Genomic DNA, 25,686 nt, shown 5'->3' with positions numbered 1-25,686 from the left:
GGGCGGTGCGGCGCCGGCGCCCGCCGCGGGGGCGCCGACGGCACCGCCCGCGGCGCTCGGAGCACCGCTCTCGGCCGCGCCGCCGCCGGACGCGTGCGGAGGCGCTGTGGCCGCGCCGTCTGCGGCGCCGTCGTTGGTCATGGTCCCTACAGTGGCACCTCTGCGGAAGTGCGCGGTCCACCGCGCGGGGACCGGACGGCGCGTCCGGCCCGCGTCCGCGGGGCCGGCCGCGCACTCCCCGGGTCCCCTTCCCTTCCGGTCTCTGCTGCCGCTCCGGCGCCTCCCCCGGCGCCCGCACGCTGCGGCGGCCGCACACCCACCCAGCGGCGACTCAGCTGTCCAGCCGCCGCACCAGCATGCTCTCCTCGCCGTGCTCGTCGAAATCGGCGAGCAGCACGCCGACCGCTTCGCGGACGATCCGCCCGCGGTCGGCGCTGAGGCCGTGCTCGGCGCGGAGGGTGAGCCGCGCCTGCTCCAGCGCGAGCAGCTCGGCGGCCGACACGTACACGGTGATCTTCTCGTCGTGCCGCTCCCGCCCGCTGGGCTGCGGCGCGGCGGGCTGCTTCCGCTTGCCGCCGCGCTTGCCGCCCCCGCGACCGGAACGCCGTGCGACCGGTCGATCGCTCTCCGCAACCGGTTCAGGGCGTCCGCCGCCCCCGGCCGGATTCCCTTCGGAGGCGGGCGCCTCCTCCGGGCGGGCCGGCGGGGGGACGGACTCGGGTGCGGGCTCGGGGGCGATGGGCTCAGACGAGCGGAAGAACATCTCGTCCGCGCCCGGCAGCGTCACACGGCGTGATCGCTGTTGGGCCACCTGGCCAGCACCTCCTTCGCGAGGTCCCGATAGGCTCCGGCGCCGGCCGACGACGTGTCGAACCGGGTGATGGGCTCCCCCGCCACCGTGGCGTCGGGGAAGCGGACGGTGCGGTTGATGACGGTCCCGTAGACCTTGTCGCCGAAACCGTCGACGATGGTGGACAGCACCTCCCGCGCGTGCAGCGTGCGCGGGTCGTACATGGTGCCGAGGAAGCCGTCGATGACCAGGCGCTCGTTGAGCCGCTCCTGGACCTTCTCGATGGTGTCCATCAGCAGCGCCACGCCGCGCAGCGCGAAGAACTCGCACTCCAGCGGCACGATCACGCCGTCGGCGGCGGTGAGCGCGTTCACCGTCAGCAGGCCCAGCGAGGGCTGGCAGTCGATCAGGATGACGTCGTAGTCGTCCATGACCGGGCGCAGCGCGCGCCCGAGCATCTGCTCGCGGGCAACCTCGCCGACCAGCTGCACTTCGGCCGCAGACAGGTCGATGTTGCTCGGGATCAGGTCGAGCCCGTCGACGTCGGTCTTGAGCAGGACGTCGGAAACCGTGACGTCGCGCTGCATGAGCAGGTTGTACACGGTCAGGTCGAGCTCGCGCGGGTCGAGCCGGCCCAGACCGACGGAGAGCGCCCCCTGCGGGTCGAAGTCGACGAGCAGCACCCGCCGGCCGTACTCCGCTATCGCCGCTCCGAGGTTGATGGTGGTGGTGGTCTTACCGACCCCGCCCTTCTGGTTGCACAGTGCTACGATCCGTGCCGGACCGTGTCGGTCCACCGGTTCCGGCGGCGGATAGCTCTGCCGTGCTCTCGTGGTCTGCAGTGGATCCCCCGTGCTGCGTCGTTCCCCCCATGGGCTGCGCGCCGAACCGTCTTCAACGCCGTTGTCCGCGGCGCCGCCGGCCGGGGCCTGCGCCTCCGCACCGTCGTATTGCGACCAGCTCACAACCCTTGACCTCCCTACGGACCGGCGGACACCGGACCTGGCCGACCCGCGTCCCCGGCCGTCGGAAATAACTCAATTTGTCGACAGCGACCAGCCGTCGCGGCGACTCTAGAACGTCTGCACGGGGTGATTCAACGCGACACTCTACGCGCTTGCGGCACCTCCGCGGGGCTGGCAGCCACCCCTGGCCCACCGTAATTGTCCGAATCGAGAGCAGGATTCGGACATCCGGTCCGCACCGCGCCCCCGCAGGCCGGGCCGGCAGCCGCGCGCGGCTCAGTGCCGGGCGCGGGGGTGGCTCACCGCGTAGACCTCGCGCAGCCGGTCGACGGTGACCAGCGTGTAGATCTGCGTCGTGCTCACCGACGCGTGGCCGAGCAGCTCCTGCACCACCCGCACATCGGCGCCGCCGTCGATGAGGTGGGTGGCGAACGAGTGCCGAAGCGTATGCGGCGACACGTCCTCCAGGCCGGCGCGGGACGCCGCCGCGCGCAGCACCGCCCAGGCGCCCTGCCGGGTGAGCCGGCCGCCGCGCGCGTTGAGGAAGAGCGCCGCGCCTCCCCGCCCCGGCGCCGCGAGGGCGGGCCGGCCGCGCACGAGGTAGTCCTCGACCGCGGCCCGGGCGAACCGGCCGACCGGCACGCGGCGCTCCCGGCCGCCCTTGCCGGCGAAGCACACGACGCCGACGGCCGCGTCCTCGGCCCCGGCGGACCCGCCGGCCGCCCCTCCCCCGGAGCCCGCCGCCCGGGCGATGCCGGAGACGTCGTCGACATCGAGCCCGACCGCCTCCGAGATGCGCGCGCCGGTGCCGTAGAGCAGTTCGAGCAGGGCGCGGTCGCGCAGCCCGCGCGGTTCGCCGGCCGGGCCGGCGGCGGACGCCAGCAGCGCCTCCACCGCACTCAGCGGCACGGCCTTGGGCAGGCGGCGCGCTGCCTGCGGCGGGCTGACCTCGGCCGCCGGATCGGCGGCGGCGATCCCCTCCCGGACCGCGAACCGGTGCAGGCCGCGGACCGCCACCACTGCGCGCCCGGCGGAGGCGCCGGACAGCGGCGGGTGCTCCGCGCTGCCCTCGCGCAGCGCGCGCAGGAAGGCGGCGACGTCGCCCGGCGCGGCGCGGTCCAGCGCGCTGATGCCCTGCTCGGCGAGGAACTCCGTGTAGCGGCGCAGGTCGCGGCGGTAGGAGGCGAGCGTGTTGGCGGCCAGCCCGCGCTCGACCGAAAGGTGGTGGAGGTAGCCGGCGACGGCGTCCTCCGCCTCCGAAGCGGGTGCGGTGGCGCCGCTGTGCACTGCCCTCGCCATTGGTGACCTTCCGACGCGTTCGCAGCGATCATGCCACAGCCGCACACCCCGGGCGGGAACGCGACATCCCGCACCGCAGCGGAAATACGCCGCCTTCCGGACGCGCGTACCCGGTCGCGCCGAGGCCGGCGGAAGCGCGCTACCGCTCCGGCGCCCCGGCGCCGTCATCGGGTGCCTCCCGGCGCCGCACCGTCTCGCGGTAGAAGGCGAGAAGCGCGTCGTACTCCCGCTCGGCGAGGCGGGCCGCGTGGGTGTCGTCGAGGATCGCGGCGTAGCCCCAGCGCGCGTCGTGCACGGTCTCCCGAGGCGCGTAGGGCCCCGCGCCGCCGCTGCCGCGCAGGTCGGCGAAGCGCCAATGCCCGGGGAGGCGGGGGTCGGACACCCGGAACAGCGCCAGCGGGACCCACTCCGGCGACTGCCATGCGGACAGGCGGTCGTGCTCGCCGGTATCGACGAGCAGGCTCAGCGCCGCCCCGGCCACCGCCATCGCATAGACGGTGTAGACACGCCCCGGGACGACGGGGAAGTGCGTCTGGCCGGTGCCGAACAGCGCGACCTGGCTGGCCGGGAGATCGCGCGCATGGTCACCGGTGCATTCGGCGTGCATCCCTGCCTCCGTCCCGACCGGCGCCACCGTTCTCGGGGCCGCCCGGACGGATCGACGCGGCTGCGGCCCGCCGGGTTCCACCGGGAGCCGATTCCGGGGTGCCGGCCGGCCCGCCGCGGGGACGGCGCCCCGCAGAACGGCAGGAGCGCCCCGCCGGCACCGCGGTTTCGCGGTGCCGGCGGGGCGCTCAACTGCCCGGCAGCCGGCCGTCAGCCGGCCGGGCGCAGGGTGGAAAAGCCGCTGCTGCGGGCCTGGGCGGCGGCGAGCACGCCGATCACCGTGGCGGAGTTGCGGACCCGGCCGGCGGTGACGGCGGCGAGTACGTCGGCGAACGGCACCCACTCCACGGCCATGTCGGCCTCCTCGTGGATCCGCTGGAAGTGCTGTTCACCCGCTGGCACCGCGGACGCGCCGCGGGCCAGGAACACCTGGATGCGCTCGGAGGAGAACCCGGCCGAGGGGAAGTAGTCGGCCAGCTCGAACCACTCCGCGGCCCGGTACCCCGTCTCCTCCAGCAGCTCGCGCTGCGCGGTGGCGACCGGCGCCTCGCCCTCCTCGTCCCGCACGCCGGCGGGCAGCTCCCAGAGCCGCCCGCCGACGGCGTGCCGGTACTGGTAGACCATCAGCACCCGGTCGTCGGCGTCCAGCGCCAGCGCCGCCACCGCTCCCGGGTGCACCAGGTACTCGCGGGCCACCAGCTCGGGGCCGTCGGCGCCGGGCAGCAGGAACCGGTCGACGCGGACCGCGGTCTTGGCGCCGCGGAACGGCTCGGCGCGCTCCTTCACCTCGGCGCGCTCCGGGGTGTCGGTGATGCCGCCGCCGGGTGTTCGCCCGCCGGTGCCGCCTGCGCTCACTGGGCGCCGCCGGTGCGCCGCTCCAGCGCGGCGGCCACCAGCCCGGAGAACAGCGGGTGCGGGCGGGTCGGCCGGGACCGGAGCTCCGGGTGGGCCTGGGTGGCGATGAAGAACGGGTGCTCCTCGCGCGCCAGCTCGGCGTACTCGACCAGGCGGCCGTCGGGCGAAAGGCCCGAGAACGCCATCCCGGCCTCCTCCAGCTTCCCGCGGTAGGCGTTGTTCACCTCGAACCGGTGCCGGTGCCGCTCGGAGACGCGGGCGTCGCCGTAGACCTCGCGGGCCAGGGAGCCCTCGGCGAGGTCGGCCGGGTAGAGGCCGAGCCGCATCGTGCCGCCCATGTCGCGCTCGCCGGAGACCACGTCGGCCTGGTCGGCCATCGTCGCGATGACCTGCTCGGCGGCCTTGTCGTCGAACTCGGCGCTGTTGGCGCCCTCGATGCCGGCGACGTTGCGCGCGTACTCGATGACCATGCACTGCAGACCCAGGCAGATGCCGAGCAGCGGGACGCGCCGCTCGCGGGCATAGCGGATCGCGCCGAGCTTGCCCTCGATGCCGCGGACACCGAACCCGCCGGGAACCAGGACGCCGTCGACGCCGTCCAGCTCGCGCCGGGCGCCCGCCTCAGTGGCGCAGGCGTCGGAGGCGACCCAGCGGATCGTCACCCGGGTGTTCTCGCCGAAGCCGCCGGCGCGCAGCGCCTCGGTCACCGACAGGTAGGCGTCGGGCAGGTCGATGTACTTGCCGACCAGGGCGATGGTGACCTCGTCGGCGGGCTGGTGGACGCGCTTGAGCAGGTCGTCCCACTCGGTCCAGTCGACGTCGCGGAAGGCCAGCCCGAGGCGGCGGACCACGTAGGCGTCCAGGCCCTCGCGGTGCACGACCTTGGGGATGTCGTAGATCGACGGGGCGTCCGGGCAGGAGATGACGCCGCCCTCGTCCACGTCGCACATGAGGCTGATCTTGGACTTCATCGCCGGCGGGATCGGCCGGTCGGAGCGGCACACCAGGCCGTCGGGCTGGATGCCGATGCTGCGCAGCGCCGCCACCGAGTGCTGGGTGGGCTTGGTCTTGAGCTCGCCGGAGGGGGCGAGGTAGGGCACCAGCGACACGTGCAGGAAGAAGCAGTTCTCCCGGCCGATCTCGTGCCGGATCTGGCGGACCGCCTCCAGGAAGGGCTGCGACTCGATGTCGCCGACGGTGCCGCCGATCTCGGTGATGACGACGTCGACGCCGGCGCTCTCCATCGCGTAGATCCGCGACTTGATCTCGTTGGTGATGTGCGGGATGACCTGCACGGTGTCGCCGAGGTAGGCGCCCTGGCGCTCCTTGGCGATGACGCTGGAGTAGATCTGGCCGGTGGTGACGTTGGCCGAGCCGGACAGCTCGGTGTCGAGGAAGCGCTCGTAGTGGCCGATGTCGAGGTCGGTCTCCGCCCCGTCGTCGGTGACGAACACCTCGCCGTGCTGGAACGGGTTCATCGTTCCGGGGTCCACGTTGAGGTAGGGGTCGAGCTTCTGCATGGTGACGCGGAGACCGCGCGACTTCAGCAGGCGGCCGAGGCTGGACGCCGTCAGACCCTTGCCGAGGCTCGAGGCGACTCCGCCGGTGACGAAAAGGTGTTTGGTGCTCGCGGCGGATGCCAAGTGCTGCTCCCGTGGTCGAATGGCTCAGACCGCACCCGATGCGGGTGGACGGTCGTGCGGCGCCCTCCTGCACCCGGCCTGCGGACGCGGGCGTCGGCGACGCGGCGTTCGCGGTACTCCGGGGTCCGGACTCCACGGGCCACCAGGATAACAGCCCGCGCGGCGCACCTGCCCGCCAGTCGCGCATCTGCCGAGGTCGGGCATGCCACACCGGGCGGGCGGGAGCGGCACCGGGCGGGGCCGGGGTCAGCGCATGGCCAGGGCGGGACGCGCCTCCCAGGTCATCCACAGCGGGCGGTAGCCCATCCGGTTCCAGAACGGCCCGGAGAGCGGGTTCACCACCGAGTAGTCGAGCAGCACGGCGGGGGCGCCCAGGCTGTCCAGGGCCTGGTGCGCCTGCGCCACGAGGGCGGTGCCGATGCCCGTGCCGCGCGCGTCCTCGGTGACGGTGCCGTAGCCGATGTGCGCCGGCGAGGCACCGGCCACCAGCGGCGCCGCCCACCGGGCGCGCTGCGGCGGGGAGACCCACACCAGGCCGACGAGGCGTCCGCGCCGCTCGGCCACCCAGATCCAGGACGGCCGCCGGGCGAGGGCGCGGGCCAGCACGCCCCGGGTCTGCTCGGCCGTCTCGGCCTGCACGAAGACGCCGCCGAAGTTCGCCTCGAAGCGGTGCTGCTCCATCAGCAGCCCGACCGCGTCGGAGAGGTCCTCGGAGTCGGCCAGGCGGATGGCGACGTCGCGCGGCGGCAGCGACGGCGGCACACCCCGGCCGCGGCGCCGCACCGCGAGCACGCTGTAGGGCTGCAGGCCGTGCTGCTGCAGCGGCACCACGCCGCACACATCCCGGGCCGGCCAGGTGACCAGGGCGGAGGACTCCGACCCGGTCCCGGTGGGCAGCGCCTCCAACTGGGCGCGCCAGGACTCCAGCAGCGAATCCAGCGCACGACCGGGCTCAGGCCCGCCGACCAGCGGCGTCAGCCAGTGCTGGTCGGGCATCCCCCAGGTGCGGCCGGCTTCGCCCGGCTGATACCAGGAGTAGCGCATGGTGCCGGCGGCGACGGGGCGGTCGGCCTCGTCGGTGACGGTGAGCAGGGTGTCGCTGCCGCGGCGCGGCCGGGGCGGCGCGGGCAACTGGGGGTCGAGCGCAGCCCAGCGCCGCGCTGCGGAGTCGGCGAGGCGGTCGAACTCGGCCCCGCCGCCGGGCAGGTCACCGCGGCGCACACGAGCGACGTAGCCGCTCATCCCTCCCCCTCCCTGGCCGGTATCCGGCGCTGCGTCGGGCCACTGCCGTGCCCGGGCCGCCCGGCCGGTCCGCACGGGGCCAGCGGCCCGGGCGGTGACAGACCGTTGCGCCATGTTCACGACGAGCGTAGCGCCCGGGCGACACAGGGGTCGGACCAACCGGTCGATCGGGATGGTTTCGATTTGAAAACGACACTGCGCCCGAACCGCCCGGCCGCCGCCCGCGCAATCCCCCATATGCAGGAATCTGGACGCTCCGCCGTCTACGGTATCCGACCGAGCTGCACGGAAACCCCTGGGGCTGCGGGGTTTCCGGCTCTGGCCACGGAGCACCACGCCTACGTGCAATACCGCGTAGGACAGGCCCATGGCTCGCCCCAGTTGGGAGGGCAGCGCGCACGGCGGCCCCGGCGGCGCGGACCGCCGCGGGCCGCCAGAGTCCGCCCGAAGCGCCCGCGGGGCGCCCCGCGCCGAGTCAGAGGACGGGGGCTGCGCGGCAGCCCCGCGCTTCAGTCGACGCCTGCGGCCTCCATACCGCGCAGCTCCCGCTTGAGCTCCTTGATCTCGTCCCGCAGCCGCGCAGCGAGCTCGAACTGCAGATCGGTGGCTGCCTGGTGCATCTGCTGCCCCAGCTGGTCGATGAGGGCGGCCAGCTCCGCGCGCGGCATGCCCGCCACGTCGGCGCGGCCGCCCTCCGCGTCGCCGCCGGGCAGGCCGGGGACCGGGGCGCGCTGGTTGCGGTAGCCCGAACCGAGCAGCTCCTCGGTGTCGACCTCCTCGCGGGCCAGCGAGTCGAGGATGTCGGCGATCTTCTTCCGCAGCGGCTGCGGATCGATGCCGTGCTCCTCGTTGTAGGCGAGCTGCTTGGCGCGGCGCCGGTTGGTCTCGTCGATGGCGCTGCGCATCGAGTCAGTGACCCTGTCGGCGTACATGTGCACCTGGCCGGCGACGTTGCGGGCCGCGCGGCCGATCGTCTGGATCAGCGAGGTCTCGGACCGGAGGAAGCCCTCCTTGTCGGCGTCCAGGATCGCCACCAGCGACACCTCGGGCAGGTCGAGGCCCTCGCGGAGCAGGTTGATGCCGACCAGCACGTCGAACTCCCCGGTCCGCAGCTCGCGCAGCAGCTCCACGCGGCGCAGCGTGTCCACCTCGGAGTGCAGGTAGCGCACCCGGATGCCGAGTTCGGCGAAGTAGTCGGTGAGGTCCTCGGCCATCTTCTTGGTGAGCGTGGTGACCAGCACCCGCTCGCCGCGCTCGGCCCGCTCCCGGATCTCGTGCACCAGGTCGTCGATCTGGCCTTCGGTGGGCTTGACGACCACCTCCGGGTCGACCAGCCCGGTCGGGCGGATGACCTGCTCGACCACATCGCCGCCGCTCTGCCGCAGCTCGTAGGAGCCGGGCGTGGCCGACAGGTACACGGTCTGGCCGATGCGCTGGAGGAACTCCTCCCACTTCAGCGGCCGGTTGTCCAGCGCCGAGGGGAGCCGGAACCCGTGGTCGACCAGGGTGCGCTTGCGGGAGGCGTCGCCCTCGTACATGCCGCCGATCTGCGGCACCGTCACGTGCGACTCGTCGACCACCAGCAGGAAGTCCTCGGGGAAGTAGTCGAGGAGGGTGTTGGGGGCGCTGCCGGCGTCGCGGCCGTCGAAGTGCCGCGAGTAGTTCTCCACCCCCGAGCAGCTGCCCACCTGGCGCAGCATCTCGATGTCGTAGGTGGTGCGCATCCGCAGCCGCTGCGCCTCCAGCAGCTTGCCCTGCGCCTCCAGCTCGCCCAGGCGCTCGCCGAGCTCCTGCTCGATCTGGCCGACGGCGCGCTCCAGCCGCTCCGGCCCGGCCACATAGTGCGAGGCGGGGAAGATGAACATCTCGTCGTCGCTGCCGAGCACCTCACCGGTCAGCGGATGCAGCGTCTGCAGCCGCTCGATCTCGTCGCCGAACATCTCGATGCGGATGGCCAGCTCTTCATAGACCGGGATGATCTCCACGGTGTCGCCGCGCACCCGGAACGTGCCGCGGGTGAACGCGGTGTCGTTGCGCGAGTACTGCATCTCCACCAGGCGGCGCAGCAGCTCGTCCCGGTCGACCTCCATCCCGACGGACAGCTGGGCCATCCGGTCGACGTACTCCTGCGGCGTGCCCAGGCCGTAGATGCACGACACCGAGGCCACCACGACGGTGTCGCGCCGGGTCAGCAGCGAGTTGGTCGCCGAGTGCCGCAGGCGCTCCACCTCGTCGTTGATGGAGGAGTCCTTCTCGATGTAGGTGTCGGTCTGCGGAACGTAGGCCTCGGGCTGGTAGTAGTCGTAGTAGGAGACGAAGTACTCGACGGCGTTGTTCGGCAGCATCTCCCGCAACTCGTTGGCGAACTGCGCGGCGAGGGTCTTGTTCGGCTGCATCACCAGGGTGGGGCGCTGGACCTGCTCCACCATCCAGGCGACGGTGGCCGTCTTGCCGGTACCGGTGGCGCCGAGCAGCACGGTGTCCCTGCTGCCGCCGCTGACGCGCCGGCTCAGCTCGGCGATGGCCGCGGGCTGGTCGCCCGCCGGGGTCATGTCCGACACGACCTCGAACGGGTCTTCTTTGCGGATGATGCCGCTGACCGGCCGCATTGGCCCCACTCTCCCCGAAATCCCGGTACTCGCTCCCCGGCGCCCGCCGCGGACGCGCCCGGTGCCACCGTACAACCGTGCGACGACACTGCCGGGCGTCCGCCGAACGGTGCCCGCGGCGCCCGCATCCGCCGCACCGCCACCGCGTAGAACCGTCGGCGACCTGCTGCGATTCCCGCCGGCGCCGCGGCCCCTCCCGTGCGCGGCGCGGGATCCCGGCCGCGGAGGGCGGACGGGCTTAGGCTCGGCTCTGCCAGCACCCGGGACGAGAGGGCACCGTGACCGCACCGGCCGAGCAGGACCAGGCTCCGGCGCTGGTCTCCTTCATCCGCTCGCAGAGCGGCAGCACCGCGATCCTCCTGCTCGCCGCGGTGGCCGGCCTGGTCTGGGCCAACTCCCCGTGGAGCGCCGCCTACACGGCCCTGTGGGAGACCGAGTTCGGCATCCGCTTCGGCGGCGCCGCCTTCCAGCTCACCCTGCACGAATGGGTGAACGACGGGCTGATGGTGCTGTTCTTCCTCGCCATCGGCCTGGAGCTCTCCCGCGAACTCACCCTCGGCGCCCTGCAGGACCGGCGCGCCCTCGTCGTTCCGGTGTGCGCCGCCCTCGGCGGCGTTGCCGGGCCGGCGCTCATCTACCTCGCGTTCAACGCCGGCGGCTCCGGCCAGGCCGGCTGGGGCATCCCGGTCGGCACCGACACCGCGTTCGTGCTGGGACTGCTCGCGCTGGTCGGCCCGCGCTGCCCCGGCCCGCTGCGGATCTTCCTGCTCACCCTGTCGATCGCCGACGACATCCTGGCGATCCTGATCATCGCGCTCTTCTACACCGAGGACCTCAACCCGGGGGCGCTGGCCGCCTCCGCGGTGCTGCTCGCACTCATCGCGGCCCTGCGCAAGCTGCGGGTGGGCCGCATCCCGGCCTACGTCATCCTCGGCACCGCGCTGTGGGCGGCGGTCCTGCACAGCGGCGTCCACCCCACCCTCGCCGGGATCGCGGTGGGCGTCCTGGTCACCATCTACCCGCCCGAAGAGGGCCGGCTGCTGCGCGCCGAGGAGACCCTGCACGCCTTCACCCTCAGCCCGGACCGGCACCGCGCGCAGGCCGCGGCCCGCTCACTGGCGACCGCCGTCCCGCCCAACGAGCGCCTCCAGATCCAGCTCGACCCGTGGATCGGCTACCTCATCGTGCCGCTGTTCGCGCTGGCCAACACCGGGGTCGGCCTCGACCCGCAAGCACTCGCCGCAGCCGCCGCCTCCCCCGTCACCATCGGCGTCGCACTCGGCCTGGCCCTGGGCAAGCCCCTCGGCATCTGCCTCGGCACCTGGATTCCGCTCCGGCTGCGCCTGGGCACGCTGCCCGGAAACCTCGTGTGGGGCCAGGTGGCCGGCGGAGCGGCGATCTGCGGCGTGGGCTTCACCATGGCGCTGTTCATCAACGGCCTGGCCTTCACCGACCCGGAGCTGCGCAACGACGCGGTCATCGGCGTCCTCGCCGGCTCCCTCGCCGCGGCCGGCGCGGGCTGGCTGATCTTCCGCCTGGCCTGGAACCGCGGCGCGCCGTGCGCGGCGCCGGACGCGCCGGACCGGGGATCGGGACCGCCGCCGCAGCTGGCCGCGGCCGTCAGCGCCGCGGACCACGTGCGCGGCCCGGCCGATGCGCCGGTCACCGTGGTCGAATACGGCGACTACGAGTGCCCGGTCTGCGGCGAGTCCTACCCGGAGGTGGAAGCGCTGCTGGCGCGCTACCCCGACGAGGTGCGGTTCGCCTTCCGGCACTTCCCGCTCGCCCGCGTCCACCCGCACGCCCGGCCCGCGGCGCTGGTCGCCGAGGCCGCCGCCGACCACGGCCGGTTCTGGGACATGCACCGGACACTGTTCGCCAACCAGCTCGCGCTGGCAGACACCGACCTGGTCGGCTACTCCGAGCAGTTCGGCTTCTACCCGTGGGAGGACGTCGCCCGGCACGACCGGCGCGTCGCCCGCGACGAGGAGTCCGGGCGGGAGTCGGGGGTGCCGGCCACCCCGACGTTCTTCGTCAACGGCGTCCGCCACACCGGGCGGGCCGACGCGGCGTCCCTGGCGGCGGCCGTCGACGAAGCGCTCGCGACCGCCTCCGACCGGGGACCGCTCGTCCTGCCCCCGGAGCGCCGGCGCCAGGAGGCCGGCGGCGCGGAGGAGGCGGAACCCGGACGCGCGGCGCCCGGCACCGGCGGGGAACCCGGCCGGGACGAGGAGCCCGGCAGCGGCCGCTGAGACCCCCCTCCTGCTCAGCCGGAGGCGGCGGGCCGGACCCGTCAGCCCGCGGCGCGGCGCTCAAGCGCCGCGTAGACCTCGGCCACCCGGGCGTCGAGCTCGGCCAGCCCGCCGGAGTTGTCGACCACCAGGTCGGCCGCTGCGAGCCGGTCCTCCCGGCCGGCCTGCGCGGCCATCCTGGCCCGCGCCTGGTCCGGATCCATCCCGCGCTGCTCCTGCAACCGCCGCAGCCGCACCTCCTCGGGCGCGTCCACCACCACAACCACGTCGTAGAGCTCCTGCAGCCCGTTCTCGACCAGCAGCGGGACATCGTAGACCACGATCGCGCCCTGGGGGGCGGCGGCCATCAGCTCCTCGGTGCGCGCGCCGACCCGCGGGTGCACGATCGCGTTGAGGGCCGCCAGCCGGTCGGCGTCGGCGAACACGATCGCGCCCAGCCGCGGCCGGTCCAGCGCCCCGGCGGGGTCCAGCACCCCGGTGCCGAACTCGGCCACCACCTCGGCCAGCCCCGGCGTGCCGGGCTCGACGACTTCGCGGGCGATCGCGTCGGCGTCGATCACGAGTGCGCCCCGCTCAGACAGCCGCGCCGCCACGGCGCTCTTGCCCGAGCCGATTCCTCCGGTCAGACCGACACTCAGCATGGAGGCGAGCCTAGGGCATGCCCGGGCGGCCGGGGCAGCGTCCGCTCACGGGGGAGGCCCGGCGTCCTTGGCGAAGTGCACCAGCGTCAGGTGGTCGTGCAGGGCCTCCCGGCGCGTCTCGCGGTAGCCGGCGGAGCGGAACAGGGCGGGCGCCGCACCCCCGCCGTGCCCGGTGGACAGGGTGAGGGTTCCGCCGCTGGAACCGACCAGCCGCTCCTCCAGCGCGCTGAGCAGAGCGCGGCCGATGCCGGCGCGGCGCCGGTCGGGTGCGGTGAACAGCCGCGCCACGACGCCGCTGGCGCCGACCGCCTTGCCGCGCGCGCCGCCGACGATGCGGGCGCCCTCGACCGCCTTGAGCAGGACGGCGCCGGCCGCCACTGCGCGGGCCACCTGGTCGGGCGTCTCGGTGAGCGGCAGCACGAACGGGTCGCCGTAGAGCTGGGCGTCGTCGACGTAGGCGGCGCGCTGGACCGACCAGAGCTCACCGAGGTCGGCGGCGCGCGCCTCGGCGATCCGCACCGGCACCCCGCCTGCAGCGGCGGCGGACCCGCCGCTGCCGTCCTGGCGCCGCGCCTCGGCCGGTACGTCCGCCGCCGTGTGCTCGCCCATGCCGCGCTCCCGCCGTCGCCCTGCCGCAGCGCCGTGCCGCGGCAGGGGCGACGATACCGGCGCGGCGCGCAGCCGGGGGGCGGCGCGCCCGGCTCCGGGCTCCGGCCGCGCGGAACGGCCCGGCGGGCCGGGCGCCTCCCGCCCCCGGACACAGCGGAGGGCCGCCCCCGATCGCTCGGGGACGGCCCTCGGTCACGCACGCACCGGAACGCGGCCGGCGCGGGTGCGGGTACTGCTTACTCGCCGCCGGCGAGCTTCTCGCGGAGCGCGGCCAGGGCCTCGTCGGAGGCCAGGGCGCCGCCGGTGCTCTCCGAGCTGCTGCTGGAGCTGCTCGACGAGCCGCCACCGCCGCCGGAGGAGGAGGACGCCGACGCGGAGTCGCCCTCGTACGGAGCGGGCGGGGCCGCAGCCGCCTCGGCCTCGGCGGCCTGGGCGTCCTCGACCTGCTTGCGGTGCGCTTCGAAACGGGACTGGGCGAGGGCGTACTGGCGCTCCCACTCGTCGCGCTGGGTCTCGAAGCCCTCCATCCACTCGCCGGTCTCGGCGTCGAAGCCCTCGGGGTACTTGTAGTTCCCCTGCTCGTCGTACTCGGCGGCCATGCCGTACAGCGTCGGGTCGAACTCTTCCTGGTCCGGCGAGACGCTCTCGTTGGCCTGCTTGAGCGAGAGGCTGATCCGGCGCCGCTCGAGGTCGATGTCGATGATCTTGACGAAGATCTCGGTTCCGACCTGGACGACCTGCTCGGGGATCTCCACGTGGCGCTCAGCCAGCTCGGAGATGTGCACCAGGCCCTCGATGCCCTCCTCGACGCGGACGAACGCGCCGAACGGGACGAGCTTGGTGACCTTGCCCGGGACGACCTGCCCGATCTGGTGGGTCCGGGCGAACTGCTGCCACGGGTCTTCCTGGGTGGCCTTCAGCGACAGGGAGACGCGCTCGCGCTCCATGTCCACGTCGAGCACCTCGACGGTGACCTCCTGGCCCACCTCGACGACCTCGCTGGGGTGGTCGATGTGCTTCCAGGACAGCTCCGAGACGTGCACCAGGCCGTCGACGCCGCCCAGGTCCACGAACGCACCGAAGTTGACGATCGAGGAGACGACGCCCTTGCGGATCTGGCCCTTCTGCAGGGTGTTGAGGAAGGTCTGGCGGACCTCCGACTGGGTCTGCTCGAGCCAGGCGCGGCGGGACAGGACCACGTTGTTGCGGTTCTTGTCCAGCTCGATGATCTTGGCCTCGAGCTCCCGGCCCACGTAGGGCTGGAGGTCGCGGACCCGGCGCATCTCCACGAGGGAGGCCGGGAGGAAGCCGCGCAGTCCGATGTCGAGGATGAGACCGCCCTTGACGACCTCGATCACCGTACCGGTGACGACGTTGTCCTCTTCCTTGATCTGCTCGATCTTGCCCCAGGCGCGCTCGTACTGGGCGCGCTTCTTGGACAGGATGAGCCGACCCTCCTTGTCCTCCTTCTGGAGGACCAGGGCCTCGACGTGGTCGCCGACAGCAACGACCTCGTTGGGGTCGACGTCGTGCTTGATCGAGAGTTCCCGCGAGGGGATAACGCCTTCGGTCTTGTAACCGATGTCGAGCAAGACCTCGTCTCGATCGACCTTCACGATGGTGCCCTCGACGATGTCACCGTCGTTGAAGTACTTGATGGTCTCGTCGATCGCCGCGAGGAAGGCTTCCTCGGACCCGATGTCGTTGACCGCTACCTGGGGTGTCGAGGTGGCCTCGGTGCTGCTCGTCATGTGTGGGTGGACTCCGGATACGGACATTGGCAGAAAGTTGGGCGAGAAGAGCACACACGTCCGCCCGGCCAACGGGGTCCAGAGACGAAAAACCGCGGATACACGATCCGCTCGCCGCGATTCCCTGCTGCACCGGGGCGCCCGCCGCGCGCCCCGCCCCTGGTACCGCCGGGGCCGGACAGCGCACGCGCATTCTCAACGCTCGAGCCAGAATATGAGACGCGGGCGTCCTGGTCAATCGGAATCCGGGCGGCGAATGCGACCAAGACCGCATCCGGCGCATGCTACACGCCCGCGCGGGCACCGGAAAACACCGGCCGGGAGCGCGGCCGGCAGGGGCCGGCACCGCCCGGCGCTCAGTCCTCAGCCGGGCGGCCGCGGGTGCGCTTCAGCGCGGAGCGGCGGCTCTTGGCGTCCATCCGGCGGCGGCGCGCAGCGCGGCTGGGCCGGGTGGCGCGGCGCTCCTTCGGCGGCGGCGCGGCCGCCTCGGCGAGCCGGTGCCGCAGCCGCTCCAGGGCGAGTTCGCGGTTGCGGCCCTGGGAGCGGGTGTCGGCCGCGGTGGCGGTGAGCACGGTGCCGGCCAGCCGCGGGGCGAGCCGCTCCAGCGCGCGGGCGCGCTCGGACTCGTCCAGGGCGCTGGTCGCGGCCACATCGACCGAAACAGCGGCGCGCGTGTCCGCGGTGTTGACGTGCTGCCCGCCCGGGCCCGGCGACCGGGAGAAGCGCCAGGTGAGCTCGCCCGGCGGAACCTCCGGCAGCGCCGGCCGGCCCGCCGGCGCAGACCCGCCTGCGGCCCCGCGTGCCCGTCCCATCACCGGCCTCCGTTCCTCCGTCGCCCTGCCCGCAGCCCCCGACCAGCGGAGCAGCCCGGCACACCTGAGTATTCCCGCGCGCGTGCGCCCGGGCCGCCCCGCGGGGCGGCCCGGCACGCACCCGCGGCCCCGGCAGGGGGCGCTAGTGCGCGGCGTCGCGCCAGTTCCCGCCCTCGCCGACCGAGACGGCGAGCGGCACACGCAGAGCATAGGCGGCGGCCATCCGGTCCGAAACCAGTTTTCGGACGGCCTCGGACTCCCCGGCCGGCACTTCCAGCACCAGTTCGTCGTGGACCTGCAGCAGCGCCCGCGAAACGTAGCCGCCCTCGCGCAGCGCGCGGTCGACACCGAGCATCGCGACCTTGATGATGTCGGCCGCCGATCCCTGGATGGGCGCGTTGAGCGCCATCCGCTCCGCCATCTGGCGGCGCTGCCGGTTGTCGCTGGTGAGGTCGGGCAGGTACCGGCGGCGGCCGAGGATCGTCGAGGTGTAGCCGTCCCGCCGCGCCTGGTCCACGACCGAGCGCAGGTAGTCGCGCACCCCGCCGAAGACCGCGAAGAAGTCCTCCATCAGCGCGGCCGCCTCCTTGGGGGTGACACCGAGCTGCTGGGACAGGCCGTACTCGCTCAGACCGTAGGCCAGGCCGTAGTTCATCGCCTTGATGCGGGCCCGCTCCTCCGCGCCGACCTGGTCCGGGTCGGTGCCGAAGACCCGCGCCGCCGTCTCGGCGTGGAAGTCCCGGCCGCTCTGGAAGGCGTCGATGAGCTGCTCGTCGCCTGACAGGTGCGCCATGATGCGCAGCTCGATCTGGCTGTAGTCGGCGGTGAGCAGGTGGTCGTAGCCGCCCCCGACGACGAACGCGCGGCGGATGCGGCGTCCGGCGTCGGTGCGCACCGGGATGTTCTGCAGGTTGGGCTCGACCGAGCTGAGCCGCCCGGTGGCCGCCACGGTCTGGTTGAACGTGGTGTGGATGCGGCCGTCGTCGGCCACGGTCTTGATCAGCCCTTCCACCGTGGTGCGCAGCCGGGTCTGGTCGCGGTGCCGCAGCAGGATGCCGGGCAGCGGGTGGTCGGTCTGGGTCGCCAGCCACGCCAGGGCGTCGGCGTCGGTGGTGTAGCCGGTCTTGATCTTCTTGGTGCGCGGCAGCTCCAGGTCCTCGAAGAGGATCTTCTGCAGCTGCTTGGGCGAGCCCAGGTTGAACTCCTGCCCCACCGCCTGGTGCGCCTCCTCGATCGCCTTGCGCTGCTCGCCGGCGAACTCGGCCTCCAGCTCGTCCAGGTAACCGCGGTCAGCGGCGATGCCGACCCGCTCCATCCCGGCCAGCACCTGCTCCAGCGGCAGCTCCAGGTCGCGCATCAGCTCCGCGGCCCCGCGCTCGGCAAGCAGCACGTCGAGCCGGTCGGCGAGCTCGGCGGTAGCCCTCGCCCGCACTGCGAGGTCGGCGCGGCGGCCCGCGTCCGGGTCGCTGTCCGCACCGTCTTCAGCGCCCAGGTCCAGGGAGAGCTGCGCCCCGCCGCTCTCCTTCCGGGCCAGCTCCTTGCCGAGGTAGGGCTGGACGAAGTCTTCCAGCCCGGTCTTGCGCTGCCCCGGCTGCACCAGGTAGGCGGCGACAGCCGTATCGCTGCTGAGGCCGGCGACGGTCCAGCCGTGCGCCGCCGCGGCGAGCAGCGGGCCCTTCGCGTCGTGCAGCGCCTTCGGCCGCTCCGCGTCGGCCAGCCAGGCGGCGAGCGCCCGCTCGTCCTCCTCGCCCAGCTCCGCCGGGTCGAGGTAGAGCGCGGCGCCGTCGGCCGCAGCAACGGCGAGCGCGGTGAACCGCCCGGTGCCGCGGCCCCACTCCCCCTCAGCGGCCAGTCCGGAGCGGCCCTGCGCCGTGTGCCCGGCCAGCCAGGCGCCGAGCGCGCCCGGCCCGGCGGTCTCCACCTCGTCGGAGAAGTCCTCGCCCGCGCTCTGCGGCGCGGCCTCCCCGGCGCCGCCGAACACCCCGAACAGGCGGTCGCGCAGCGTCGCGGCGAACTCCAGGGTGTCGAACAGCTCGTTGACCGCCTCGCGGTCAGCGGTACCCAGCACCAGGTCGCCCGGTGCGGCGTCGAGCGGCACGTCGCCGGCGAGCGCGTTGAGCCGCTGGTTGCGCAGCACCCCGTCCAGGTGGTCGCGGAAGCTCTGGCCCGCCTTGCCGGCGACCTCGTCGGCATGCGCCACCAGGTCGTCCAGCGAGCCGTACTTCACGATCCACTTGGCCGCGGTCTTGGGCCCCACCCCGGGCACACCCGGAAGGTTGTCGGCCTTCTCCCCGACCAGCGCCGCCAGGTCGCGGTAGCGCTCCGGCGGGACGCCGTACTTCTCCTCGACCCGCTCCGGCGTCATCCGCGTCATGTCGGAGAGGCTCTTGCCCGGATAGAGCACCGTGCAGGAATCGGTGACGAGCTGGAACGCGTCCCGGTCACCGGAGGCGATGAGGACCTCCATGCCCGCGCGGCCGCCCTGCCCGGCGAGGGTGGCGATGACGTCGTCCGCCTCGAAACCGGGCGCCGACACCGACGGCACCCCCAGCAGCCGGAGCAGCTCCTGGGTGAGGTCCACCTGGGAGGGGAACTCCGGCGGCGTCTCGGCGCGCCCCGCCTTGTAGTCGCCGTACTCCTCGTGCCGGAACGTCGGCCCGGACAGGTCCCAGGCCACGGCGATGTGCGTCGGCTCCTCCTCCCGGAGAAGCTTGATCAGCATCGACGTGAAGCCGTACACCGCGTTCGTGGACTGCCCGGTACTGGTGCCGAAGCGGTCCACCGGCAGGGCGAAGAACGCGCGGAACGCCATCGAGTGCCCGTCCAGCAGGAGGAGCCGACCACCCCCCTCCGCTGGAGCTGCGGCCGCACTGGTCTCATCGGGGGTCTCTCGCTTGGTCACCACACCCCGAATCCTAGGATGCGGTGCGGACATACGTGCGCCGGAGCGCGATCCGGCCCGCCGGATGTCCGCACACCGGTGCGGCCGCCGCCGAGCGCCGCCCGGCACCGCAGCGCGCCGCACCGCCACCGGCCGGCGACAGACCCGAGGGGGACCCGATGAACCTGACGTCCGAGCAGCTCACCGAAATCCTGGGGGTCAGCGGCGGCGCACTGGGCGAGCGGATGGGGCTGGAGGTCACCGAGGCGTCCGCGGAGAAGGTGGTCGGCCGCATGCCGGTGGAGGGCAACACCCAGCCCTACGGGATCCTGCACGGCGGCGCCTCCTGCGTGCTCGCCGAGACCCTCGGCTCGGTCGGCTCGGCCCTCGCCGCCGGCGAGGGCCGCATCGCGATGGGGATCGAGATCAACGCCACCCACCACCGCGCCGCCACCGAGGGCGTCCTCACCGGGACCGCGGTGGCCGTACACGTCGGCCGCACCCTGGCCACCTGGGACATCACCATCGCCCGCGAGGACGGAAAGCGGGTGTGCACCGCGCGCCTCACCTGCATGCTGCGCGACGCCTGACCGGCACCGCCCCGCACGGCCGCCGCGCTGCGCCGCAGGCAGCGGCCGGCGCAGCGCGGCCCGGCGCCGCCCCCGCGCAGACGGGCGCCCGCCCCCGCCTCCGCACACCCCCTGAGCTGGGGTTTCACGCAGAGCAGCGCTGCGCCGACGGAGCGCGACACAACTGCGCGCCGTCTTCACTACAACCCGGTAACGGCCTGAACCCGACTCGGCACCAACGCCCCATCGCTCCTTCCCCGTCCCGGTTCGCCCTGTTTAAGCTCCGCTAACAGGATCGGTTAAGCGGCACCTCACGGCGCTGCCCCGCAGACCGATTGGGCACCGAACCAGCCGGCGTGAACGGAGAACCTCGATGCGGAGCAGAAAGGCCCTTGCGGCCATCGCGGCCCTGGGACTGGGACTGACCGCCTGCGGCGGCGGCGGAGACGACGGAGGCGGCGGAGGCGACGCCCTCCAGTTCGGCTATGTCCTCCCCCAGACCGGCGACCTGGCCCACCTCGGCCCGCCCCAGGAGCAGGCGGCGAAGTACGCTCTGCAGCAGATCAACGACGCCGGCGGCGTCCTCGACACCGAGCTGCCCGAGTTCCTCGAAGGCGACGAGGCCAACGACGCCGCCCAGGCCAACGACGCCGCCACCCGGCTGATCGACAACGACGCCGACGTCATCATCGGCGCCGCGGCCTCCGGCATGACCCAGGCCATCATGGACAACGTCACCAGCAACGAAGTGATGCAGTGCTCGGGGTCCAACACCGCGCCCGGCCTGGCCGAGGAAGACGAGACCGGCTACTACTGGCGCACCGCCCCCAGCGACCTGCTCCAGGGCCCCGTGCTCGCCGAGCAGATCGCCGCCGACGGCCACCAGAGCGTCTCCATCACCTACCGCGCCGACGACTACGGCGAAGGCCTCGCCCAGGCCACCGCCGACGCGCTCGAAGAGGCCGGCATCAGCGTCGACTACAACGAGGGCTACGACCCCAACGCCCCCAACTTCGACGCCGCGGTCGGCGAGATCGCCAACGCCGACAGCGACGCGGTGGTCATGGTCTCCTTCGAGGAAGGCGTCCAGATCATCACCGGCCTGGTCGAAGAAGGCGTCGACGCCGACCGGATGTACGCCACCGACGGCCTCAACGACGAGACACTCGCCGAAAAGGTCGACGCCGAGGACCCGGGCACCGTCTCCGGCTTCCAGGGCACCGCGCCCGACGTCGGCGGCGACGAGTTCATCGAAGGCCTCAAGGGCTTCGACGACAGCCTCGAGGTCTTCCAGTTCGCCGGCCAGGTCTACGACTGCGTGAACCTCGCAGCCCTCGCCGCAGAGCAGGCCGGCAGCACCGACCCGGCCGAATTCGTCGGCGAGATGGAGGCCGTCTCCAAGGACGGCACCGAGTGCTCCGCCTTCGAAGAGTGCAAGCAGCTGATCGCCGACGGCGAAGACATCGACTACCAGGGCGTCAGCGGCCCGATCAACTTCGACGAGAACGGCGACGTCACCCAGGCCACCTTCCAGGTGTACGGCTTCGATGACGAAGGCGTCCACTCCAAGGTCGACGCCATCACCGTTCCCTGACCACCACCCCACCGCGCCGCCTCCTGGCGGCACCCCCCACGAGAGGCCCCGCACCCGAGCAATCGGGGGCGGGGCCTCTCCGTATGCCCGCCGGGGCAGCCCAGGCCCGAACTCCCCCGCGCCCGAACGCCGGATACCCCCCCCGGCGCCCCCTGCCGCACCCCCGGAACACGGCACCGGTACCCGCCTCCCGCGCACGGCGCGAGACCAGCCGGGCAGCCGGGACAGCAGAAAGGGCGGCGCCGAAAGGCACCGCCCCTGCCCGGCCGGCCCGGCGGCCGACCGCCCGCTCAGTCCGCCTTGGCGAGCGTACCGAGATACAGCTCAATCACGTTCGGATCCTCCAGCAGCTCGCGGCCGGTACCCGTGTAGGCGTTGCGGCCCTGGTCGAGCACGTAGCCCCGGTCGCAGATCTCCAGGCAGCGCCGCGCGTTCTGCTCCACCATCACCACCGAGACACCGGTGGCATTGATCTGCTTGACCCGCTGGAACACCTCGTCCTGGAAGATCGGCGACAGACCCGCCGTCGGCTCGTCCAGCAGCAGCACCGACGGCTCCATCATCAGCGCCCGGCCCATCGCGACCATCTGCCGCTCACCGCCGGACAGCGCACCCGCCTTCTGCCGCCGCCGCTCCCCCAGCAGCGGGAACAGCTCCGCCACCGACGCAAACCGGTCCTTGAACGTCTTCGGCTTGAGGAAGACCCCCATCTCGAGGTTCTCCTCCACCGTCAGCGTCGGGAACACGTTCTGCGTCTGCGGCACATAGCCCACCCCGCGCGACACCAGCTCGTGCGCGCTCAGGTTGGCAATGCTCCGCCCGTTCAGCAGCAGCGCCCCCGAACGCACCGAAAGCAGCCCGAAGATGGTCTTGACCAGCGTCGACTTACCGGCGCCGTTGGGGCCGATGATGCCGACGACCTCGCCCTCGTCCAACGTGAGCGTGCACCCGTTGAGGATGTTCACCTCAGGGATGTAGCCGGCCTTGACGTCATCGGCCACCAGCAGATGCGCCTCCGGATCCACCACCGGGCCCGTGCCGGCGTGCTCCAGGACCTCCTCGCGCGCATCCTGCAGCGCCTCCGCCGACCCCGCCGGGCCGTGCACACCCTCCTCAGCCGCACCCTCCGCCGCGGCACCCGGACGCGGCTCCGCCGCGTCCGCCCCGCCGCCCTGCGCGCCGCCCATCAGGACTCCTCCCCATCCGCGCCAGACCCCTCGCCGCCCTGGCCCGCACCCGCGTGCGCCCCCAGGTAGGCGTCGATGACCTGCCGGTCCGACCGGATGTCCTCCGGCCGGCCCTCCGCGATCACCCGGCCCTGCGCCAGCACCACGATCCAGTCGCTGATGCCCATGATCACGTCCATGTCGTGCTCGACGAACAGCACCGTCATACCGTCGTCCCGCAGCGAAGTGATGTGGCCCAGCAGCGACTGCACCAGCGCCGGGTTCACCCCCGCCATCGGCTCATCCAGCATCACCATGGACGGGTTCACCATCAGCGACCGCGCCATCTCCAGCAGCTTGCGCTGACCACCCGACAGGCTGCCCGCGATGTCGTCCTTCTTCGCGTCCAGCTTGAAACGGGCCAGCAGCTCCATCGCGCGCGCCGTGTTCTCCGCCTCCTGGCGCCGCCACGCACCGCGCCGCAGCGCCCCGAGGAACCTCTCCCCGGTCTGGCCCGGCGCCGCGAGCAGCATGTTCTCCAGCACCGTCAACCGCGTCAGCGCCTTCGTCAGCTGGAACGTCCGCACCATCCCGGCCCGCGCCACCCGGTGGCCGGCCAGACCCGCCAAACTGCGCCCCTCGAACGACCACGAACCCGAATCCACCCGGTCGAACCCGGTCAGCAGATTGAACAGCGTGGACTTGCCCGCGCCGTTCGGGCCGATCAGCGCCGTGATCGTGCCCCGCTGCACCTCCAGGTGGTCCACGTCCACGGCAGTCAGACCGCCGAAGGAGCGCTGCACCCCATCCGCGGTCAGAATCGCGTCCGGCTTGGCCGCACCGGGCCGCGGCTCGACACCGGCCATCCGGTCGCCCGCAGCCGCCCGCTCTGCGTCACTTGACATTGACCAGCATCTCCTTCCGGTTCCCGATGAGGCCCTGCGGCCGGTACACGATCAGCAGCACCAGAGCCAGACCCACGAAAGCGTGCCGCAGCGCGCCGATGTCGCCGCCCTCGATGAACGGCAGCATGCCCAGCGTCAGCAGCGACCGCAGCGTCTCGTCGAACGCCGTCAGCAGGAACCAGAGCGCCATCGGCCCGATCACCGGACCCAGCGTCCGCGCGGCACCGCCCAGCAGCAGCATCGCCCACAGGTAGAACGTCACCTGCGGCATGAACTGGTCCGGCGTGATGTTCTGCTGGTGGATCGCCAGCATCGCGCCGGCCACACCGCCCAGCACGCCGCCCAGCACCAGCGCCTGCATCTTGTAGACGAAGACGTTCTTGCCCAGGCTGCGCACCGCATCCTCGTCCTCGCGGATGCCCTTGATGACGCGGCCCCACGGACTGTGCATCAGCGCCCAGGTGGCCAGCAGCGCCAGACCCACCAGGCCCCACGCCACCGCCATCGTCCACAGCTGGTTGTGGGTGAACTCCACGCCCAGCACGCCGTACCGGCCCGCCGGGATCGGGTTCACCTCGATGAACCCCGACGCGAGGCTCTGCTGCCCGTACACGCCACCGGTCAGCGGGCGCGCGAAATCCGCCCGATAGAGCAGCCGCAGCGCCTCAGCCACCGCGATCGTGGAAATCGCCAGGTAGTCGGCGCGCAACCGCAGCGTCGGGATACCCAGCAGCAGCGCCAGCAGCACCGCGCACGCCACACTCAGCGCGAACGCCACCAGCAGCGGCAGCTGGAAGGTGCCCACACCGATCCCGACGCCGTAGGCGCCGACCAGCATGAACCCGACCTGCCCGAAATTGAGCAGGCCGGTGTAGCCGAAGTGCATGTTGAGGCCGATTGCCGCGAGCACGTAGATCGCAGCGATCGGTCCGATGGCCGTCGTGAACGAGGCGCTGAGGATATTGAAGAAGATGTCCATCGTCGCTCTCCCCTAGCCCACTCGCTCGCGGCGCCCGAGAATGCCCTGCGGCCGCACCAGCAGCACCAGGATCATGATCCCCAGCGCCCACACGTTCATCAGCTGCGGAGAGAACCACAGCGTCGACAGCATCGCGACCAGGCCGACGACCAGGCCACCCACCATCGCGCCGTAGGCCGTGCCCAGGCCGCCGAGGATCACCGCGGCGAACATCAGCAGCAGCAGGTGGAAGCCCATCTGCCAGTGCACCGTCTGGTTCAGCCCGTAGAGCACGCCGCCCAGCGCCGACAGCGCGCCGCCCAGGCCCCACACCCACAGGGTCACCCGGTCCACGTCGATGCCGGACGACTCCGCCAGGTCCCGGTTGTCGGAGACGGCGCGCATCGCCTTCCCGATCCGGGTGAACTGCAGCATGCTCGCCACCAGGACCAGGACGACCACCGCGACGAGCATGATGCCCAGATCGCGCGGGGTGATCGAGATGGGGCCCAGCTCCAGCGGCTGCTGGATGCGGAACTGCTCGTACTTCTCCCGCCGCGCACCGAACAGCACCAGCAGCACGTGCCGCAGGATCAGCGAGACGCCGATCGTCACGATGAACATCTGGATCAGCGCCACGTGCCGCCGCCGCAGCGGGCGCCACAGGAACCGCTCCAGCGCCATGCCGAGCGCGCCGCCCAGCACCACGGCCAGCAGCAGGCCGACCACGAGCGGATTGAGGAGGAAGCCCAGCACCGGGATGCCGGCCACCGAGTCATGCAGCGACGAGAACAGCGTCATGGAGCTGAACATCATCGCCATGAACGCGCCGAACGTGACCATGTCGCCGTGCGCGAAGTTGATCATCCGCGTGGTGCCGAAGATCAGCGAGAGGCCGACCGACGACACGGCGATCACCAGGCCGAAGATGAGGCCGGCGACGATCAGCTGGACGACCCGGTCGCCGAAGGACGCGCCCGGATCGACGCCGGGTACCGCGCCGTCGCCCTCTTCGGCCTCCTCGCTGCCGGAGCCGCTGCCGGAGGGCTCTTCGGCCTCCGCCGACTCCTCGGCCGCCTCCTGCTGGACCTGCTCCGGAGTCTGCAGGCGGAAGACCACGGTCCGCTGCTGGCCCTCGCGGACCTCGACCTCCAGTTCAGAACCCGGCTGGTCGGGGACCACGTACTCCTCGGGCACCGTTGCTTCGTCGAGTACCACCCGGTACTCGCCCGGTCCCGGGAGCTCCACTTCCCACTTGCCCTCGGCGTCGGTGGTGACCTGCTCGATCTCTTCGTCGCCCTCGGCACCCTCGTAGACCGTGATGTCCAGTCCTTCGACGGTATCCGGGTTGCGAATCTGACCGTTGAGGTTCTCTCCACCGCCCTCAGGGTCTGCCGCTGCCGTCCCGGGGATCACCATGAGAACGGCGACCACGGCGAGCAGCACAGTCACGAGGCGTGTGCGCACGCGCGCTCCTTGCGCATTCGATATCGAACGGTCGCGGACTGTTCGTCCGAAACCGGGAGGTATCCATCGGTG

At 72.7% G+C, this 25,686-nt stretch carries 20 protein-coding genes; 3 read left to right on the top strand and 17 right to left on the bottom strand.

The annotated features are described in order from the left end of the window. Nucleotides 1–331: 331 nt before the first annotated feature. The 8 genes from ACYVGT_RS20330 to uvrB all read right to left on the bottom strand — a co-directional run bounded on the left by ACYVGT_RS20330 (nucleotide 332) and on the right by uvrB (nucleotide 10,009). Complete coding sequence (locus ACYVGT_RS20330) at nucleotides 332–787, bottom strand: hypothetical protein (RefSeq protein ID WP_460860837.1); 456 nt, start codon at nucleotides 785–787, stop codon at nucleotides 332–334. Next, complete coding sequence (locus ACYVGT_RS20325) at nucleotides 784–1,755, bottom strand: ParA family protein (RefSeq protein ID WP_460860834.1); 972 nt, start codon at nucleotides 1,753–1,755, stop codon at nucleotides 784–786. The genes ACYVGT_RS20330 and ACYVGT_RS20325 overlap by 4 nt, the downstream gene beginning before the upstream one ends. 276 nt (nucleotides 1,756–2,031) lie before the next feature. Further along, the gene (locus ACYVGT_RS20320) at nucleotides 2,032–3,054 is read right to left on the bottom strand and encodes a site-specific tyrosine recombinase XerD (protein WP_460860832.1); all 1,023 of its coding nucleotides are present in this window, start codon (nucleotides 3,052–3,054) and stop codon (nucleotides 2,032–2,034) included. A gap of 139 nt (nucleotides 3,055–3,193) precedes the next feature. Continuing rightward, on the bottom strand, nucleotides 3,194–3,661 hold the full coding sequence (locus ACYVGT_RS20315; RefSeq protein WP_460860830.1) for a hypothetical protein: 468 nt from the start codon (nucleotides 3,659–3,661) through the stop codon (nucleotides 3,194–3,196). Nucleotides 3,662–3,870: 209 nt separating this feature from the next. Then, nucleotides 3,871–4,515: an NUDIX domain-containing protein gene (locus ACYVGT_RS20310; RefSeq protein WP_460860828.1), complete on the bottom strand. Its 645-nt coding sequence runs from the start codon at nucleotides 4,513–4,515 to the stop codon at nucleotides 3,871–3,873. Further along, nucleotides 4,512–6,158, bottom strand: a complete 1,647-nt coding sequence (locus tag ACYVGT_RS20305) for a CTP synthase (RefSeq protein ID WP_460860825.1) — start codon at nucleotides 6,156–6,158, stop codon at nucleotides 4,512–4,514. The genes ACYVGT_RS20310 and ACYVGT_RS20305 overlap by 4 nt, the downstream gene beginning before the upstream one ends. A gap of 246 nt (nucleotides 6,159–6,404) precedes the next feature. Next, nucleotides 6,405–7,400, bottom strand: coding sequence for a GNAT family N-acetyltransferase (locus ACYVGT_RS20300; protein ID WP_460860823.1), 996 nt, complete (start codon nucleotides 7,398–7,400; stop codon nucleotides 6,405–6,407). Between the two features lie 509 nt (nucleotides 7,401–7,909). Next, nucleotides 7,910–10,009, bottom strand: a complete 2,100-nt coding sequence (uvrB, locus tag ACYVGT_RS20295; protein ID WP_460860820.1) for an excinuclease ABC subunit UvrB — start codon at nucleotides 10,007–10,009, stop codon at nucleotides 7,910–7,912. A gap of 278 nt (nucleotides 10,010–10,287) precedes the next feature. On the opposite strand from uvrB, the gene nhaA reads away from it, so the two are divergent. Next, complete coding sequence (gene nhaA / locus ACYVGT_RS20290; protein ID WP_460860818.1) at nucleotides 10,288–12,261, top strand: Na+/H+ antiporter NhaA; 1,974 nt, start codon at nucleotides 10,288–10,290, stop codon at nucleotides 12,259–12,261. Nucleotides 12,262–12,302: 41 nt separating this feature from the next. Here nhaA and coaE read toward each other — a convergent pair whose 3' ends face one another. From coaE to polA, 5 genes are all read right to left on the bottom strand, one after another. Beyond that, nucleotides 12,303–12,902, bottom strand: coding sequence for a dephospho-CoA kinase (gene coaE / locus ACYVGT_RS20285; protein WP_460860816.1), 600 nt, complete (start codon nucleotides 12,900–12,902; stop codon nucleotides 12,303–12,305). 45 nt (nucleotides 12,903–12,947) lie between these two features. Beyond that, the gene (locus ACYVGT_RS20280; protein WP_460860813.1) at nucleotides 12,948–13,511 is read right to left on the bottom strand and encodes a GNAT family N-acetyltransferase; all 564 of its coding nucleotides are present in this window, start codon (nucleotides 13,509–13,511) and stop codon (nucleotides 12,948–12,950) included. Nucleotides 13,512–13,747: 236 nt separating this feature from the next. Further along, the gene (gene rpsA, locus ACYVGT_RS20275) at nucleotides 13,748–15,262 is read right to left on the bottom strand and encodes a 30S ribosomal protein S1 (RefSeq protein WP_460860811.1); all 1,515 of its coding nucleotides are present in this window, start codon (nucleotides 15,260–15,262) and stop codon (nucleotides 13,748–13,750) included. A 356-nt stretch (nucleotides 15,263–15,618) separates the two neighbouring features. Continuing rightward, nucleotides 15,619–16,074, bottom strand: a complete 456-nt coding sequence (arfB, locus tag ACYVGT_RS20270; protein WP_460860808.1) for an alternative ribosome rescue aminoacyl-tRNA hydrolase ArfB — start codon at nucleotides 16,072–16,074, stop codon at nucleotides 15,619–15,621. Between the two features lie 142 nt (nucleotides 16,075–16,216). Continuing rightward, nucleotides 16,217–18,979 carry a DNA polymerase I gene (gene polA / locus ACYVGT_RS20265; RefSeq protein ID WP_460860806.1) on the bottom strand — a complete coding sequence of 921 codons (2,763 nt, stop codon included), beginning with the start codon at nucleotides 18,977–18,979 and terminating at the stop codon, nucleotides 16,217–16,219. A gap of 155 nt (nucleotides 18,980–19,134) precedes the next feature. Here polA and ACYVGT_RS20260 point away from each other — a divergent pair, with 155 nt between their 5' ends. Both ACYVGT_RS20260 and ACYVGT_RS20255 read left to right on the top strand, forming a co-directional pair. Continuing rightward, on the top strand, nucleotides 19,135–19,545 hold the full coding sequence (locus ACYVGT_RS20260) for a PaaI family thioesterase (protein ID WP_460860804.1): 411 nt from the start codon (nucleotides 19,135–19,137) through the stop codon (nucleotides 19,543–19,545). 352 nt (nucleotides 19,546–19,897) lie between these two features. Then, the gene (locus tag ACYVGT_RS20255) at nucleotides 19,898–21,118 is read left to right on the top strand and encodes an ABC transporter substrate-binding protein (protein ID WP_460860801.1); all 1,221 of its coding nucleotides are present in this window, start codon (nucleotides 19,898–19,900) and stop codon (nucleotides 21,116–21,118) included. 290 nt (nucleotides 21,119–21,408) lie between these two features. Here the strand turns inward: ACYVGT_RS20255 and ACYVGT_RS20250 are convergent, their stop codons facing one another. Genes ACYVGT_RS20250 through ACYVGT_RS20235 form a run of 4 tightly spaced genes read right to left on the bottom strand, consistent with a single transcriptional unit; the run spans nucleotide 21,409 to nucleotide 25,593 of the window. Beyond that, nucleotides 21,409–22,305: an ABC transporter ATP-binding protein gene (locus ACYVGT_RS20250; protein WP_460860799.1), complete on the bottom strand. Its 897-nt coding sequence runs from the start codon at nucleotides 22,303–22,305 to the stop codon at nucleotides 21,409–21,411. Continuing rightward, complete coding sequence (locus ACYVGT_RS20245) at nucleotides 22,305–23,189, bottom strand: ABC transporter ATP-binding protein (RefSeq protein WP_460860797.1); 885 nt, start codon at nucleotides 23,187–23,189, stop codon at nucleotides 22,305–22,307. Before ACYVGT_RS20245 ends, ACYVGT_RS20250 begins: the two co-directional genes overlap by 1 nt. Continuing rightward, entirely contained in the window at nucleotides 23,179–24,168 is a 990-nt protein-coding gene (locus ACYVGT_RS20240; RefSeq protein ID WP_460860796.1) for a branched-chain amino acid ABC transporter permease, read from the bottom strand. The genes ACYVGT_RS20245 and ACYVGT_RS20240 overlap by 11 nt, the downstream gene beginning before the upstream one ends. A gap of 12 nt (nucleotides 24,169–24,180) precedes the next feature. Then, nucleotides 24,181–25,593, bottom strand: coding sequence for an ABC transporter permease subunit (locus ACYVGT_RS20235; protein ID WP_460860844.1), 1,413 nt, complete (start codon nucleotides 25,591–25,593; stop codon nucleotides 24,181–24,183). Between the last annotated feature and the right edge of the window lie 93 nt (nucleotides 25,594–25,686).

Source organism: Nocardiopsis coralliicola (assembly GCF_054779695.1).
This window is presented reverse-complemented; position numbering and strand designations above follow the sequence as displayed.